This is a genomic window from Bacillus sp. KH172YL63, from assembly GCF_011398925.1.
Taxonomy (GTDB): Bacteria; Bacillota; Bacilli; order Bacillales; family Bacillaceae_B; genus Rossellomorea.
This window is the reverse complement of sequence record NZ_AP022842.1, coordinates 193,642-209,665: the sequence shown is the minus strand read 5'-3', so window position 1 is coordinate 209,665 and position 16,024 is coordinate 193,642. Positions and strand designations below refer to the sequence as shown.

Annotated in this window: 12 protein-coding genes and 2 riboswitches; of the genes, 3 read left to right on the top strand and 9 right to left on the bottom strand. The window is 47.6% G+C overall.

Annotated features, from left to right (window positions below):
* Positions 1 to 147 precede the first annotated feature (147 nt).
* A complete protein-coding gene (locus KH172YL63_RS01140) occupies positions 148 to 1,320 on the bottom strand; it encodes an MFS transporter (RefSeq protein WP_173104404.1) in 1,173 nt (390 codons plus the stop codon).
* 197 nt (positions 1,321 to 1,517) lie between these two features.
* Positions 1,518 to 1,623, top strand: a riboswitch (SAM riboswitch).
* Positions 1,624 to 1,726: 103 nt separating this feature from the next.
* Between KH172YL63_RS01140 and KH172YL63_RS01135 the strand changes: the two genes are divergently transcribed.
* Positions 1,727 to 3,037 carry a Na+/H+ antiporter NhaC family protein gene (locus tag KH172YL63_RS01135; protein ID WP_173104403.1) on the top strand — a complete coding sequence of 437 codons (1,311 nt, stop codon included), beginning with the start codon at positions 1,727 to 1,729 and terminating at the stop codon, positions 3,035 to 3,037.
* 607 nt (positions 3,038 to 3,644) lie between these two features.
* On the opposite strand, the gene KH172YL63_RS01130 is transcribed toward KH172YL63_RS01135, so the two are convergent.
* From KH172YL63_RS01130 to KH172YL63_RS01110, 5 genes are all read right to left on the bottom strand, one after another.
* A complete protein-coding gene (locus tag KH172YL63_RS01130) occupies positions 3,645 to 4,400 on the bottom strand; it encodes a (S)-benzoin forming benzil reductase (protein ID WP_173104402.1) in 756 nt (251 codons plus the stop codon).
* A gap of 101 nt (positions 4,401 to 4,501) precedes the next feature.
* A complete protein-coding gene (locus KH172YL63_RS01125; RefSeq protein ID WP_173104401.1) occupies positions 4,502 to 5,287 on the bottom strand; it encodes a divergent polysaccharide deacetylase family protein in 786 nt (261 codons plus the stop codon).
* Between the two features lie 146 nt (positions 5,288 to 5,433).
* The gene (locus tag KH172YL63_RS01120; RefSeq protein ID WP_173104400.1) at positions 5,434 to 7,413 is read right to left on the bottom strand and encodes an ABC transporter permease subunit; all 1,980 of its coding nucleotides are present in this window, start codon (positions 7,411 to 7,413) and stop codon (positions 5,434 to 5,436) included.
* Positions 7,414 to 7,891: 478 nt separating this feature from the next.
* Positions 7,892 to 8,602 (bottom strand): EAL domain-containing protein, encoded by a 711-nt coding sequence (locus KH172YL63_RS01115; RefSeq protein ID WP_173104399.1) that lies wholly within the window; start codon positions 8,600 to 8,602, stop codon positions 7,892 to 7,894.
* A 442-nt stretch (positions 8,603 to 9,044) separates the two neighbouring features.
* Positions 9,045 to 9,125, bottom strand: a riboswitch (cyclic di-GMP riboswitch).
* 101 nt (positions 9,126 to 9,226) lie between these two features.
* Complete coding sequence (locus KH172YL63_RS01110) at positions 9,227 to 9,811, bottom strand: DNA-3-methyladenine glycosylase (protein WP_173104398.1); 585 nt, start codon at positions 9,809 to 9,811, stop codon at positions 9,227 to 9,229.
* 187 nt (positions 9,812 to 9,998) lie between these two features.
* On the opposite strand from KH172YL63_RS01110, the gene KH172YL63_RS01105 reads away from it, so the two are divergent.
* Together KH172YL63_RS01105 and liaG are read left to right on the top strand one after the other, a co-directional pair.
* Positions 9,999 to 10,748: a CAP domain-containing protein gene (locus tag KH172YL63_RS01105; protein ID WP_232066086.1), complete on the top strand. Its 750-nt coding sequence runs from the start codon at positions 9,999 to 10,001 to the stop codon at positions 10,746 to 10,748.
* Positions 10,749 to 10,903: 155 nt separating this feature from the next.
* Positions 10,904 to 11,767, top strand: a complete 864-nt coding sequence (gene liaG / locus KH172YL63_RS01100) for a LiaG family protein (protein WP_173104397.1) — start codon at positions 10,904 to 10,906, stop codon at positions 11,765 to 11,767.
* 34 nt (positions 11,768 to 11,801) lie between these two features.
* Here the strand turns inward: liaG and KH172YL63_RS01095 are convergent, their stop codons facing one another.
* The 3 genes from KH172YL63_RS01095 to KH172YL63_RS01085 form a co-directional block, all read right to left on the bottom strand.
* Positions 11,802 to 12,497 (bottom strand): YqcI/YcgG family protein, encoded by a 696-nt coding sequence (locus KH172YL63_RS01095; protein WP_173108008.1) that lies wholly within the window; start codon positions 12,495 to 12,497, stop codon positions 11,802 to 11,804.
* A 146-nt stretch (positions 12,498 to 12,643) separates the two neighbouring features.
* Positions 12,644 to 14,827 (bottom strand): FUSC family protein, encoded by a 2,184-nt coding sequence (locus KH172YL63_RS01090; RefSeq protein ID WP_173104396.1) that lies wholly within the window; start codon positions 14,825 to 14,827, stop codon positions 12,644 to 12,646.
* A 290-nt stretch (positions 14,828 to 15,117) separates the two neighbouring features.
* Complete coding sequence (locus tag KH172YL63_RS01085; protein WP_173104395.1) at positions 15,118 to 16,017, bottom strand: TIGR03943 family putative permease subunit; 900 nt, start codon at positions 16,015 to 16,017, stop codon at positions 15,118 to 15,120.
* Positions 16,018 to 16,024 lie beyond the last annotated feature (7 nt).

The following is a 16,024-nucleotide window of genomic DNA, read 5'->3' as shown; positions in this document are numbered from 1 at the left end:
GCCACCGCCTTCTATTTATTTCCTTTTATACTATTACACAGGGGTTGAGATAAACCCTTCTTTTTATATTGCCTGCAAAAAAAAATCCGGACGCAGCCGATTTCATTGAAGAAAATCGGAGACATCCGGATTGACGGCTTCACGTCCTTAATACGCGAGTGCATTCTTCTTCTCTTCCTTCATCAGGACGAAGCAGAGAAATACGCCAAGGAGTGACAGGACCGCAAAGAAAAGATAAACGGTATAAATCGAGTAATTTTCATAAATAAAGCCGCCTACAAAGGTGCTGAACCAGTTGCCCAATCCGTTCCCGATGGCAGAGTAAACGGTGACCGCGGTCGCCGTAATATGAGCAGGCGTGATTTCTTTGATGTAACGCAAGCCCGCCGGGATGAATAATCCGATGGCAAGGCCCTGCATCACGGCTGACGAGTAGACGAGCCATAGACTGGGTTCGGTGAAGTAGAAAAGCCAGCGCAGCATCGAAGCAGTACCTGCAAGCGCTGCGACAGTCAATAATCCGAATTTATCGATCCAGCCCCCGGCAATCCTCATGAACGGGACTTCCGACAAGACGGCAATCAAGAAGGCCAGGCCGATCCCGGCATACGTCCCGCCTGAATCTTCAACAAACAAGCCGAAATACACATTGTTTGCTAAATTCGGACCGAACACCAAGAACGTGACGGCCAGGAAGATAAGGAACTTCTTCAACGTGAACAATTCCTTCATCCCTGCTTTTAAATCAAGCTTCGCAGCCGCCCTCTCTTTCGGAAAACGGAAGGACAGGAAGCCGGAGATGACCAGGCAGATGAAGAACGAATAAAAAATGACCGTTGGCCCGATGAATCCTTCAGAAAGCCGGCCCATGATGTAAACGGCAATACCGAATCCGAGCGACCCGAACAGACGGATATTTCCGTAGTTGTACCCGACCTTGCCTGTATACTTCAGGCTGATACTGTCTGAAACAGGAATGATGGCACTCTGGAAGATGGCCACAAGGATGGCCACGATCAGAAGCCCCAGGTACACATCCATGAATAAGTAGCCGAGTGCAAAGATCCCCGCCACGAAAGAGGTCAGTCCGAGGACCACGGTCGGACGGTTCGTCGCATCACTAACCATTCCCCATATCGGCTGGAAGAAGATCATCATGATGGGACCGACAGACATGATCGTCCCAATCTGATAACCGTTCAAACCGACGCTTTCACTTAAATATACGCTGAGTAAAGGAAATAAACTGCCGACTCCGAAGAACGTCAGTAAATAAAAGCCTTGTAATGTCAGTATTTGATTTCGCACATTTCTTTCCATTACGGAATCCCCCAAGATGATTTTTGTCTATCTAATAGTAGACCTAGAAACGGTAATTGTCTACGAGTATTTGCCTGAATATGGATAAAGTCCCATAAATACAGTCCCATGGCCCTCTGAAAAAATTCCCGTTTGACTTTTTCGATTAAACCCTTTAAAGTATGTAAGTATCTTTAAATCAACTAAATACGATATTCTTCTTATCCAGAGAGACGGAGGGACTGGCCCTATGATGTCTCGGCAGCGGACTCGACCAGAGTGCTGTGCCACATCCAGCAAGCATGTATGCTTGAAAGATAAGGGGAGTGTTTCTTTCGATTGAAACCTCTTCTTATCCTGGAAGAGGTTTTTTTAGTTGATTTATTCACATGTTAAATTTACAGATGATCACAAAGGAGTGTTACGTATGAATCAAGAAAAAGGAAACTTATTGGCCTTATTGCCATTAATCATATTTGTTTCCCTGTTCCTCGGGGCAGGCATCATTTCAGGAGACTTTTATGCATTTCCTGTACTCGTATCCATCATCATCGCTGCTGTCGCGGCCCTGTTGATGAACCGCAAGGAGACGCTAACCGCCAAAATCGAGCGGTTCGCCAAAGGGGCCGGTCATCCGGATATTATGATCATGGTTTTCATCTTCCTGCTCGCAGGAGCATTTTCAGGCGTCGCAGAAAAAATGGGCGCGGTGGATGCCACCGTCAACTTTGCCCTCTCGGTGCTGCCGGGTAATCTTGTCATCGTTGGATTATTCATGATTGCTGCATTCATCTCCCTGTCCATGGGAACATCGATGGGAACGATCGCAGCCCTTGCACCAATCGGCGTCGGAATCAGCTCAGGCACCGATATTTCCATGCCCCTTGCAATGGCGACCGTCATCGGGGGAGCGATGTTCGGTGATAACCTGTCGTTTATTTCCGACACAACCATCGCTGCAGTCCGTACGCAAAAAACGGAAATGAAAGACAAATTCAAAGTCAATTTCTTTATCGTCTTACCTGCTGCAATCCTGACGATGGTAATCCTTTTCATCCTTACGATGGGGAATTCATCATCCGTAGGTGCTGAAGGATTCGACTGGATCAAAATCCTTCCTTACCTTGGTGTCATCATAGCCGCACTGGCCGGATTGAACGTATTCGCCGTCCTGTTTGGGGGCATCATCCTTGCAGGTGTCATCGGATTCCTTGATGGAAGCTTCACACCATCCAGCTATTTCGGAAGTGTGGCAGAAGGAATGACAGGCATGGCAGAAATCGTCATCCTTTCAATCCTCATCGGTGGTGTCGTCGAACTGATCCGCCACAACGGAGGCATCCAGGCGATCCTTTACCAAGCCACCCGCAAAATCAAGTCTCCACAGGGAGCACAATTTGCAACGGCAGGCTTGGTCAGCTCGACAAACCTTTGTACAGCCAATAACACGATATCAATCATCATTGCAGGACCGCTTGCCAAAACACTCAGTGATCAGTACGGCGTCGATGCCCGCAAATCTGCGAGCATCCTGGACATATTCTCCTGCGCCGTCCAAGGCTTGATCCCATACGGGGCACAGGCCCTGTTGGTGGCGGAAGTTGCCGGCATCTCACCGGTCAGCATCATCCCATACGCCTTCTATCCGATCCTGATCGCAGTCTGCGGCTTGATCGCCATACAATTCGCCCTGCCGAAATTCACCCGCAAATCTGCCGGTGAAGCGGACGCAGTTTGATGAGATGGGAGACCCTTTTTGGAGGGTCTCTTTTTTTGTATGGGTTGGATGCTGATTGTGGGGGTTATGTTGGGACGGGATGGGGCTGTTTTTCTGGTTCCATTTTATGGTATTTGACGCAATTATGATGGGGATAGACGCAATTCTAGAAATTTTGACGCAATCAGGGGGCAAACCGACGCAATTATTTTAAAAAAGACGCAATTACGGGGGAAAATGACGCAATTGTCTTTGGTCGAGGGTCTGGAGGTGTCATCGGGGTGTTGCTATATCAGGGAATCTGCCAGGCGTCGTGTGGGGGAGAAACGCATATATGCTTGGAAGTGACGCATAAACTTGGATTCTGACGCATAAATCTGAAAAGTGACGCACAAAATCGAATTCCGACGCATAAATCCTGAAAGTGACGCATAACCCCTCTCTTCCCCAAAAATCTTTTGACTCTCTCCTTCTTAATCCCCGGATTCTGCACCCAAATGAGCAATCACCCCTCTCCCTGGGGTCATTTCCCGATTCAATATCCCATAAATATGAGAATCTCCCTCCCAGCAGATCCAACCACCCCAAACAAAAAAAACAGATCCCCCTCAAGGAATCTGCCTCTTCACTACAACAAATCATTCACATGATAAAGCTTTCCGCTCTCGACTTCCTTTTCCGTTACAAGCTTGAGGAGTACTTCCCCGACGGTGTCGGTCGAACGGAGCATCCCTTCTTCTTTGTAGCGTTGGAAAGACTCGACATCGGCGAAGGATTCCTTCGATGATGAACGGATCTCCCCTTGCATGTCGGTATCCATCACGCCTGGACTGAAGGCAATCGCCTTGTGGCGGCTGTGGGTTCTGGCAAATTCCAGGCTCACCGTCTCAGTCAGCATATTCACGCCGGCCTTTGTCGCACAATAAGTGCTCCATCCGTATACAGGTCGGCTCCCTGCACCTGAGCTGATGTTGATTATGATCATAGTGGTTGCCGAACCTTTTGAAGCCCGAATCAATTCATTCGTCGCGATCATCGGCGACAGCAGGTTCACATTCACGCTTCGTTCCAGCGCATCGTTTTCCACCTGACCTGATGGATTGATCGGTGTCACGACACCGGCATTTTGTACGACATAAAGGGTACCCGCCTGTTTGGCAAATGCCTTTTCCCCCGCTTCACGGAACACTTCCCCGGTTTGGGACGACTGAGAAAGATCGCACGGAAAGAACTCATAGGGGACGCCTTTGTCCTCGGCGAGTTTTCGTAATCCTTCGTTTTCAGAACGGGATATGTTCATGACCCCTATGCCCTTTTCTATAAACAGTCTTGCGATCGATTCGCCTAATCCTCTTGTTGCGCCTGTCACGATTGCATGATTCATATCGATTCATCTCCTTCTTACCTACTGATTATAATGGAGAGCGTACCTTTCACAAAAAATTACGCCTGATCTTAACAGAATTTTTACAATCGGACAGTCGTTTACGGCATACTTTCATCGATAAGATGATATTCCGGTATAAGGTCGGACAGGGGCACGATCGTAGCTTTCGTCTCATAAACAGGCAGGAATTCTTTCAGCATGGTTGCGACTTTGATCCCTGTGACCCCGACATGCCCGATGGCGATCGTCGCATCATCATTGTCTAATTCCTTTGATAGAAGTCTTGCCTGCTTCCCGATATGCTGAAGGGTATAGATGTCATCGAAGAACAGTTCGTTCTCCAGATACGGAACGCCTATTTCTTCCGCAAGTTTCGGGATCACGCTTTTTCCGGTTGTTTTACTATCGAGATAAAATAACCCTCTCTCTTTACACGTGTCGAGGACAATCCGCATGACCCGCTCATCGGCGGTGGCCTTCGATCCCATATGATGATTGATCCCGACTGCATGGGGGACCTCATCGATCGCCTGCTCCACCCGCTGTTTGATCTCTTCGTCTGAAAGGGAGGTCGTGATCGCCCCCGGCCCGAGCCAGCTCGCTTTCCCGCTCACAGGTTCCATGGGAAGATGGACGATGACCTCATGACCGTTCCGGTGGGCTTTCTCCGCATCTTCCCTCGTCGTCGGCAGGAAGGGCATGACCGCAATCGTCAACGTGACCGGGAGATTGAGGATTTCCTCGGTCCCTTGCATGTCGTTGCCCAGGTCATCGATCACGATTGCAAGTTCATTGTGATGGGCGGGAAGGGGAAGGATGTTTCTTGCCGAGGCAGACGGCTGTACGGTGCACATCACTACTAAAAAGATAAGCAGGGATTTCATTTCTCATCACTCCTTTTCCTTTAGGATGTCCCGTTTAGGTGCTGCATATCAATAGAGGTCCGTCCCCCATATTTCATCAAGAAAGAAGGCCCGGAAGCGGTGTGGCGCTTCCGGGCCTTTGAATTTGGAGGTCCGTCCCTCATTCCCTACCCTTTAAAAGTATGCTGGTGAATCAATTTCAGGTCGTCCAGCGCCGGCTTATATGTGTTGTTCTTTACCACTGAGTGTTTCTTCTTGATCGGCTTGTTGCTCACGAGGACGCCGACTTTTGTTTGTTGGATTTCCTTGACTCCCTGGACGATCAGCTGCATGGCTATGATGGCGACCATAAAGGCGATCAATGGTGCAATGACGATCCAGTACTTACCGGTCATGAGCGAGTCTTTTGTGGAGCTGATCAGTCCCGACCATTCGAACGTTCCCGATTTCGGCGGGTCGGGCAATAAGCCTCCCTTGATGATTGTACCGCCGAGGAACAGATGGAATAATCCCAGGTGAACGAGGATAAGGAGCGTCTGGATGAACTGCTGTCCCCAGATAATGAACAATCTTGGCGCGAGATGCGGGAACAGGTGGGTCCAGAGCAGATGCTTGTTGTTTCCTCCAAGAAGCTTTGCCGACAGGACGAAATCCTGCCTTCCCAATATTTTCAGTTCGTTTCCGATCAGGACCGTTGTCAGTGGCAGGACAAGGATCGTCAGGACGACAGCTTCATAGACGAGCCTTTCGAACATGGAGTGATCCCAGCCAAGAACCGGGAATCCCCAGAGGACAGGCCTTAACAGAAGGTAGGCAATCAGGCTTAACGGCAGGAAGTGAATCGAGTCCACGATGCGGTCTAACCAGTTCTTCCTCGCCTCTTTCAAGTGGAAATGATACACAATTCCAAGGTAAAATCCGCCGACGACCCTCATGGACGCCACAATCAAAGCGAACAAGAGCGTGTACTTCGCCCCAACAATCAGTTGATCCAAGATGCTGTATCCGAAGAAGTCCGATCCAAGGATCATTTCCCCGAACGGTTTATGGGGCGGGGCACTGATGATCCTTCCTTCATCGTTCTGCATGAAGTTGATGTGTTTTACCGGCTCTTCTTTCAGGATGGAATAAAGGAAGCTCGTCACGATCATGCCGAAGATCACGCTGAAGCCGACGGCAAACTTGCCGTTATGCATATGCTGCCACCAAAGCCTTCTGACGACAGACAGGAAGCCCCAGATTTTCCACTCATTCCATTTCGTTTTATCTCGCTTGTACTTGGAATGGTCCTCGCCGCTTCCGTGATCGATCCATAAGTAAACCCCTTGGTAAATGAAGAAAAAGGGCGTGTAGATCATGATTAAGGAAATGGCGATCACCATCGGACGGAAGTCATGGACAACGTAATAGGTGATGCCTTTCATATTGAAAATCGTTTCAATGATAAATAGGCTTGATAACGTTCCCCAGATGATGAGCTTCCCGTGATAGAAAAGGCTCGGTGAAATATTCTTCATTACATGGGCAAAGAGGATCCTGCTTTTGGACATCCCCTTACTTTGGGCGAATTCAATATGGGGCTTAAGCAGTTCTTCCTCCATTATGAAAAGGAGGATCCTGAAGAAAGAGATCATCGGGATGATCGACAGGGTGATCATCGGTGCAAGGAATACCTTTTCCTCCCTGAACTCTGTGAAATTCATAAGCTCCACGCCGAAATGCTTAAATACATACACAATCATCAGCTGAAGCATGAAGGCAAACATTAAATCCGGGACTGTCTCGAGGAGATTTAACACTTTCTTTAATAACGAGGTCAACGGTCGTGGCAGGAACACGGTGATGATCGCCAGAATGAAGGCAAGGACCAGGCCGATCCCCAGGGCACCGAGGATGACCTGCAGAGAGTATACATAAGGTCCCCACAGCATGTCCAAGAAATCGACGGTGACGCCTTTATAGGAATAGCTCCAATTTTCACCGTCCAAAAAGACGAAAATGAATTTGATGAACCCCTCCAAATACCCTATGAGATTATACATCCCCTTCTCTTTGAACACTTCCGGCGCGATACTGACCGCTAAAATGCCGATCAGGCCAAGGACGTAGTAAAAAACGAACTTGATTGGAAACATGACCATCCTCATGTATCCCTTCCCCCTTTTTTTATCTTTTCCCACAGTTTAATGGAAATGTTAAAATTTTTCAATTTTATTTCAAATCTGACAATTACATAACAAAAAGCTGTTTTCGTAAACATTGTGGCTTTTAGACAAGCAAGATGCGGTTGCTTTCCGCGGGGATGGCGGTGAGCCTCCTCCGCATTTCATACTGTTCATCAGTTCCCGCAGGAGTCGAGCATCTGCAGCGAGAATCAACCATCCAAGATAAAAACCAAAAGTTCACTGGATTAACTACTTGTTCATCTTCTGAATAGTAGTGATTAATGTAATTCAAGTACATTTACGTTGATCCATTGCTATGGCAATTTTTTATTCCTCAGTCTCAAATTACCGTAGATGCTCACATTAACTTCTATACCTCTATCAATAACAACAATAAATGCGAATAGAGCTTAATAAAAAGAAGGGCCACTCCCACATATTAAGGAGCACCCTTCTTTTTTTACGCCAATAATTGGCTCGGCCTACCAAGGTAGTAGCCTTGTCCGATCGAAATGCCGAGTTCCTTCGCCACCTGCATATCCTCCACTGTTTCGATTCCTTCGAGCACGATGACGGTATCCTTGCTGTAAAACTGACTGAAGAAAGAAAGGAACCGCTGTTTCTTCGTGTCCTCTGCCAGATTCATTGCAAAATATCGGTCCAGCTTGATAATCTCAGGCTCATACTCAATCGCCTTTTTGATGGAGGAAGTGCCCTGTCCGAAATCATCGATGGCATACCATACACCGAACTGCTTCAGTTCTGCAAGAGAACTCTTTAACAGTGGATTCTGCCACAGTTCCTCTGCGCTCGATTCGTTGATCTCGAGTACAAGGCGGCCGATGATGTCCGGATACTTCTTCATGAGATCGTGGAAATAAGTGTGAAAGCTTGGATGCAGAATCGTGGTGATGTAAATATTCAGGAACAGCTTACAATCCTTCAGCCCTTCCGCCGAAAAGCTTCCAAGGGCCTTGGTGATGGAAAGGGTATCAAGCTTATACAGGATATTCGCTTTCATGGCCGATTGAAACACGCGTTCAGGATTTTCATTATACTTGTTACGAAGCAGGCCTTCATAAGCATAGAGGGTGCGATGGTCACCCAACTCATATAAAGGCTGGAAATCATGATAGATCAAGTCATTTTGAAAAATTGTAAAGATGTTCATAGGACCCCTATACTCTCTTTTTATTTTTTGGCTATTTTCGTAAACATTGTGGCTTTTAGACGAGTCAGATGCGGTTGATTTCCACTCCAGATGCTCGCTTTCCGCGGGGATGACGGTGAGCCTCCTCGGACTTTGTCCTGCGGGGTCTCACCTGTCCATCAGTTCCCGCAGGAGTCGAGCATCCTCCGTTCCAATCAACCATCGGAGATAAAAACCAAAAATTCACTGATTTAACTTCTTATTCACCTTTTGAATAGTCTTGATCAACGTATTTCAACTACATTAGCCTTGATTCATTACTATGGAGATTTTTTCATTCCACAGTCTCAAATTAACGAAGATGCTCACATGAACGTCTAATAATAGCAACAATCTATGCGAAAACAGCCTTTTTTTGACTCTTCTCATGAAAAAAACCACACAAAAACGCAATGATCCTGCGTTCGTATGTGGTCGGTTGCGCTACTAGCTCCCCTAAATGTAAGCGCCCATCTGTCATTTAGGTTCAAAGCCCCCATTCGAATTGTCATTTTCTGAAGTTTGTTATAAGAAAAATATACCACATAACTAGTACTTATGGGGTGTATTTTATCCTATTTGTTAGAAAATTCTTAAATAAACACCTTATTTAGAAACATAGGGGTTGTCTTTTATCCAAAATCGCCATGGATAATCTCTTGCTTCCCCCGAATTATCGATACCAATCCGTTTTCCTTCCATCACTTCCACAGGCTGATCGCCCTCAATGATCATCAGGGGCGGTTCGAGGAAGCTTCCCCCGTAATCGTTCATGGTAATGCCCAACGCTTTCGTCAGCTTCCCGGGTCCGCTTGTCCAGTTCTTCATGGCATGTCCCGGCCTTCTCAAAGCCATAAGCTCCAGTCCATCAAGGGGCTCGACCGCCCTGATCAGCACCGCTTCCGGCTTCTCCTTCTCTCCGCTCACCACGTTCACCAAACAGTGGGTATGCATGACATATGTATAAATCCGTCCGGCTTCATGAAACATCATTTCAGTCCGCTTCGTCCGTCGATTCCCATAGCTGTGGGCCGCTCTGTCCTCTGGCCCAAGATACGCTTCCGTTTCCACGATATAACCGGAGGCAACACCCTCCTCTGTCTCTTTCACCAACACGCATCCGAGCAGTGCCTTCGCAAGATCCAATGTCGGCTGTTCGTAAAAAGATGGGGGCATCGGTGTATATTCCATGGATGTTCACTTCCTTTCATGGGTTGGTCATTATTTTCTGCCTTACAAGTACGTTTATACCCTTTCCGACTTGAATTCAACCGGTCCAAACCCTATTTTTAACAGGATAACAGACGTGGCCAACGCACATATTAAAGACTGTTAAAAGCCTTTTTATGAGGCAATCAACACTATTGGAGGAACTCACATGAACAAACGATTATTTACCTTGAGCATTTGTGCCGTCATCCCTTTCATGATGATGACTGGCTGTAACAATAACGATTCAAACGACGCCCTGACAGATACCCAGAACGTCACGTACGACCCGGTATCATATGGAAACAATGACAGGGACGCGTTGGATATCAATGAAAGACAGCGTATCGCCCTTCACCGATTCATCGCTCCGATCGATCCGAACGGGACCCTGCGGGAATTCACGCATCTGGATCCCGGTGAGGAATTCACTCCCGGCAATGAAGAAGCACGTCAGCCGAATCAGCCCGATACGGCACAACCTGAACCATCGGACAAACAGTCCAAGCAACAGGAGTCGCAATCTTCTGAAGCAAACAGCCTTGCAAAACAGGTGATTGACCTGACGAATCAGGAACGGAAAAAGAATGGACTCAGCGCTTTAAAGTATGACGGAGAATTATCAAATGTAGCTGAAATGAAGTCTGAGGATATGAAAGACAAGGATTACTTCTCCCATACGTCTCCAACATACGGATCACCGTTCGAGATGATGCAGAACTTCGGGATCGACTATTCTTCTGCTGCAGAGAACATCGCGGTCGGGCAAAAGACCCCCGAATCTGTCGTCAATGCGTGGATGAACAGTCCCGGACACCGTAAGAACATCCTAAATAAATCAGTGACGCATATCGGGGTCGGAACCGCAAAGGATACGAGCCAGGGAATTTATTGGACACAGATGTTCATCGGCAAGTAAAGGAATTTGGACCCTCCCTAAATGGGGACGGTCCTTTTTCTATTGTCTGCTGATACATCTCTGGTCTGATATAAAAATAATCCTCCGGCACATTGTGGTAATCCCTCTCCTCGCTTACACTTTACTTATCACATGGATAAGGCAGGAGGATGACAATGAAGAATACTTTTTCGGTGCTGGTTGCTGTCATGGCGTTAGCAACACTCTTCTTTATTTTGAAAGACAACACATCTTTATTCACAAAAGAAAGTCAATCAGGAGACAGGGTTCATCTGTCAGACAATATCCATCACATCGACCTCAGCCTGGATAGCAGCGACACGGAGGTCATTCCCACTGATCGCGATGAAGTGAAAGTGGACATTGATGGTAAAGGCAGACTCACACTGAAGGAACAAGGGGATACGATCGACATCTCGGTCAGACATAAATGGTATGAGTGGTTCGGATTCCATCGTAAATCAGACGTAACGGTCTATATCCCAAGGGCATATGCACACAGTATGGAGATTGACATGGGATCCGGCAGCCTGGTGATGAAGGGTGAATCAGAAGCAAAACGATTGAAGCTGGATGAATTGGCGGTTGAGATGGGCTCAGGATCTCTGGAGCTTAGAAATCTGGATACGAATGTGTTCGAGCATGAGGGATCATCCGGCGACATGGTGGTGAACACACTCTCAACCCAAAAAGGAAGTGTGGAAATCAGCTCCGGTAATGTAGAATTGAAGAATTATGAAGGCCCTTTGAATGGAGAATTGTCTTCAGGAGAATTGACCGTCTCCATGCCAGCCTTAAAGGGTGACCTGAACTTTGATATCAGCTCCGGTGGCGTGAAGCTTGATTTGCCGGACGAAGCGAGCTTTAAGCTGAAAGGGAAAGCAAGCAGCGGAGATATTTCATGCAGCCTCCCACTGGAAGATCAGAAAGTCGACAATGGTGATATTTCCGGTGTGTCAGGGTCGGGCAAGTATAGGATTAACGTATCGGTTTCTAGTGGAAATGTAGATATTTATTAAAAAGTAAACGAGTCAGGCAGCGCCTGACTCGTTCTCATTTATGATGAAACGGACATTTCCCCTCCATCGGCAAGATATCATCGCCGATGAAGTACTGCTTCCATTCCCTGTGCTCAGGATCTCCGTAGTGGCTGATGTTCGGATGCTTCGGCAGGCCGTCCCATTTCTCCACCCGCTCCCGTACTTTTTCACGAGACATGATGCCTCCCTTTGAAGTACCCTCAAGCCCTTCAAAAATCCGGCGGGGCTGGAATCCAAGGACAAGGCTGTTGCCAAGGTCCCTCGTCTTCCGCTGTTTATAGGCAGGTGCATTCCCGAATACAAAAAACGGCTCCCCGGCAAAGGAAAACGCCCACAAGTGATGATCCGGGTCTTGCGGGTAGTCTTCAGGCCAGGCCATATCATCTTCCTGGTGAAGGTACTGAAGGATCTTCCAGAAATACTCCCTGTAATGGGGAATCGACTTCTCCCCGTCCTCCGGTTCGACAAATAGGAAAAATCCGTGACGGATGAGTCGTTCTCCTTCCGGTACATCAAACAGATCGATGAATGCCTGGATCGTTTTCGGGAGGTGCTCCCAATGATCATGGCTGATATAGGAATATCTGAGTTCACCCTTCTTCTCGCCGGTCATCCCGAAGTAACATGGAAACGTCCGGTCTGTCACAACCTTATGGAAATTCTCATACTCCTCGATCACCCATTGTGGGACAATCTCAGGATCTGTCATGTCTTCTTTTGTCAGTAATAAGCTTTCTGTTGCCACCTTTGTCAACTTTTCCACCTCACGTATATGTAGATGGTATGTTCTTCCCTAAGTGAATCGGGTTAAAACCATTTTTTAGAAATAAAAAAAAGGATAAAGCGTCATCCGCTTTACCCCTTTTTCACCTCGGCACCCAATTCTTCACCAAGCGCCACGATCGATTGATTGATTTTCCACACGTAGTAAAAGTGATGGATGAGATCCACCTGTGATTTACGCCAGCTCGGTGCGAGCGTTTCGATTGTTTCCCGCTCCCCGCTCAGGCTCCACATCACCTGTTTCCCTTCATTCCCTTTCAACAGCTGCCGAAGGGTTTCGATGTTATGATCAATCTTATCATCCGTTTCACTAAACGTAAGACGAAGCTCCTCCGACACCTTCGCCGGTACCTTCCGGTGAGAGGAAGCGAGCAGATGCTTCGCATAATAATTAATCGCGGTCACGACCGTGATCCAGCGACCGATCCCCGGTCTTGTCAACGAACCGGGACGCTGCAGGATGGACTGGGCCTCATCCCTAATGATCTGGAGCTTCTGGTCAAGATCGAAAGCCTGGTCGGTCAACGATTTCTGCTCCCGCAACGTGAAGGTTTCTATATAAGCAGACACGTAAGATTTCAGCTCTGTGAGGAAGTCATCAAAGCTGTCAGCCACCTTGTCCTTCGTTTTCTTCGGGAATACAAATGCCGACACGGTCAGGGCGATCACCGCTCCGGCGATCGTATCCACGACACGGGCACTCATCAACTGGACGCTGATCCCCCCGAGCAGCAGATCATACATGAACGCAATGAGCATCGTGATGAATAGACTCATCAGCGTATAGGACACTGTAAAGAAGTAAAATGCCATGAATAATACGACAAAGAGAAGCGCCACTTCCAGCTGCCCATTACCCGAGACGAGATTCGCAACCCCAAATCCAAGGATCGCCCCGACCACCGTTCCGATCGACCGCTGGATGGCTTTAATATACGTCCGTCCCACGGTCTCGGTCCCGATCTGGATGATGAAGGTCGTCAGGAGTACCCAGTATGGCTGTGCAGGGGCAATCAGCTCACCGACGATGATCGCGAGCGTCCCTGCGACGAATGCCTGGATCGCTTTCCGGGTTGACGGCCTCAAGCTCTTTGATTCCTCCGGGGCATCTGCTGCTTCCTCGGCTGCCGGCTCACCGTCTTCCACTTTGAGCGGTTCCTTATAAGATGTCACTTTCAAGGAATCCTGAATCGTGATCGCTGCTTCCAGGACATGATTGGCGATCGATTCGATCCGTCTCAGGAGATACACCCAGCCTTCCGGTTTTCCTTCCTGATTGAGCACTTCTGACAGGAGGAGACGGAGGGCCTGGATCGCCTTTTCCGCATCCTCGAGGGAACGGGGATCATAATCCTGGGCAAGTACTTCGGCATCGCGGAGGGAACGGATGACCCACACCAATAACCTCCTCAGCTCCATCACTTCCAATGCATCGAGATCCTTGAGCCGCTTCAACGAGTCGGTCAAAGTCTGGATCAGCATTTCAGTGTCAAACACATAAAGGCGGAGCTGTGACGCTTCAATTCCCGGCCACCGCTTCTTCACATCATGTTCGTTGATATCTCCGGCAACGATCCTGGCATATTCATTGAGCCTTCTCACGTTCCGGTCCAGCACCTTCCTCCGCTTCCCGCTCGTGTCCGGATCCTCAATCATCTTCATCAAGATCGTAAACGTCAGATTGGATTGGATATGAAAGGATCTCATGCCCCTTCTTAACATATGGACCGACCCTTTGAACAAGATGAAATTGTAGAGGTAAGCATAAGCTGCGCCAATCGCGATTCCAAGATAGAACCATTCCAGATGGGCTGCATCAAGCTGAAGGATGGAAGAAATATAAATGGAGAGAAAACCCGTCATGCCCATGGAAAAGTAACGTATCGCATAACGTGAGAAATAAAACGCACTGAAAATCGCCGCCACCATCAACACGTTCACAAGAAGGCTGTACTGTGCCAACGCCGATCCCAACGTAATCCCGGCTGCTGCCGCCAGACCGACAAGCGGGGTCGTCACCTTCTTTTTGAACGTCGTATCATCCATGACCACGAAGATCCCAAGCATCCCCACCATCCCGGACACAATCGCAGGCGTGATCGACGGATGGTCAACGCTGTTTAATAGGAAAACCATCGTAAACACGGCCGAAACCAAGCTGATCGTTGTCTTTCCGGCCTGCTGAAATCTTTTCCTGCCCGGATCCGACGCAAGGAACCTTCCGAGCCAAATATACTGTCTATGTAAATGTTTCATCACTCATCATACCCTTATCTTTATACCGAATGTCATTCAATACTATCGTACCCTTTCCATTAAAAAAGTAACCTTGACTGCCGGGGCAGCAGGTTACTCTCAGTCGCTGGTGTGCTGTGTAGGTACGGAATCTATTTGTATGATTATACGGGTTTTGTGGGTAGGGGTAAAGGAAATTGCTTGCACACTCGTTTCTTCAGCCAGATCCCCGGATCATGATATAACAGCCTGTTGCATGATTTCTTTCAAGTTTGTTCATTATGATTAGGCATACCGGTCCCATTCCCGGTTTACTCAATCTTGATATAAAATTCTTCCACATAAGGATTCGCTGGTTGCTCAACCTGTTCAAATACAGGATTCGTCACAACAGGCATTTTTCTTCCATTAAAATCAACAGAATCAATGATGCCGCTCACATTCACCCATGTGTCAGGTTCTAGCTTCGCTATCTCCATATCTTGTACCAAAAAACCGTAAACGGATGCATCTGCCACACAGCATGATACAACATATCTTGAAATGACTGCCTGATCTGCTGCAAAACTTTCATCCTTATAAATAAATCCTGTCAGCTGAACTTCTTTCCCGGAAAATTGAGCCAATTGTTCGTCCACTATACTGAGCGTCTGAATATATTGTTCATCACGGACGATGATTTTCTCCTTGTTCATCACAATCTTCTTCAGCTTTTCGAAGTCCTTTTCAACAGGAAAGTCTTCGTATGGATCCAGCGTTGGAAGTGAGGCAGGCTTGGTATCCTCCTTCGCTTCTTCACTTTTTCCTGCTGGATCTTCAATGGAAGGGGGCGTGGAAAACATCGTGTTCCCGATCTTCACCCCTCTATTCGCAGCGACAGCACTGTCCAGCGCATTATCGGGTAGTAAGAATCCCAGAACGATCGGGATCACGAAAAGGGTATAAACCGCCACTGATTTCACCGCCCCTCTCGGCAGTTCATGGCCTTCACAATCACAGGAATGACTCTTAATGTTCGAGGACGTTCCTCGAATCACTTGAATCGCCCCTAGTAATAGAAACACCCCTAAAGCAAAATACAAATAGCCATTCATTTTCGGTGCTATGAAATACTGGAGTTTAAACGTTAAAAATAACTTCAGCAGCAGTAAAGCATAACCAAGTAAAATGATTCCCCGGATATAAGTATGAAATCTTACAGATGAATTCAATCAATAC

Coding starts and splice junctions, on each gene's coding strand:
- KH172YL63_RS01090 (WP_173104396.1), bottom strand. CDS start 14,827: ATGAAACATTTACATAGACAGTATATTTGGCTCGGAAGGTTCCTTGCG.
- KH172YL63_RS01115 (WP_173104399.1), bottom strand. CDS start 8,602: ATGAACATCTTTACAATTTTTCAAAATGACTTGATCTATCATGATTTC.
- KH172YL63_RS01095 (WP_173108008.1), bottom strand. CDS start 12,497: ATGACAGATCCTGAGATTGTCCCACAATGGGTGATCGAGGAGTATGAG.
- liaG (WP_173104397.1), top strand. CDS start 10,904: ATGAAGAATACTTTTTCGGTGCTGGTTGCTGTCATGGCGTTAGCAACA.
- KH172YL63_RS01135 (WP_173104403.1), top strand. CDS start 1,727: ATGAATCAAGAAAAAGGAAACTTATTGGCCTTATTGCCATTAATCATA.
- KH172YL63_RS01130 (WP_173104402.1), bottom strand. CDS start 4,400: ATGAATCATGCAATCGTGACAGGCGCAACAAGAGGATTAGGCGAATCG.
- KH172YL63_RS01120 (WP_173104400.1), bottom strand. CDS start 7,413: ATGAGGATGGTCATGTTTCCAATCAAGTTCGTTTTTTACTACGTCCTT.
- KH172YL63_RS01125 (WP_173104401.1), bottom strand. CDS start 5,287: ATGAAATCCCTGCTTATCTTTTTAGTAGTGATGTGCACCGTACAGCCG.
- KH172YL63_RS01105 (WP_232066086.1), top strand. CDS start 9,999: ATGAACAAACGATTATTTACCTTGAGCATTTGTGCCGTCATCCCTTTC.
- KH172YL63_RS01110 (WP_173104398.1), bottom strand. CDS start 9,811: ATGGAATATACACCGATGCCCCCATCTTTTTACGAACAGCCGACATTG.
- KH172YL63_RS01140 (WP_173104404.1), bottom strand. CDS start 1,320: ATGGAAAGAAATGTGCGAAATCAAATACTGACATTACAAGGCTTTTAT.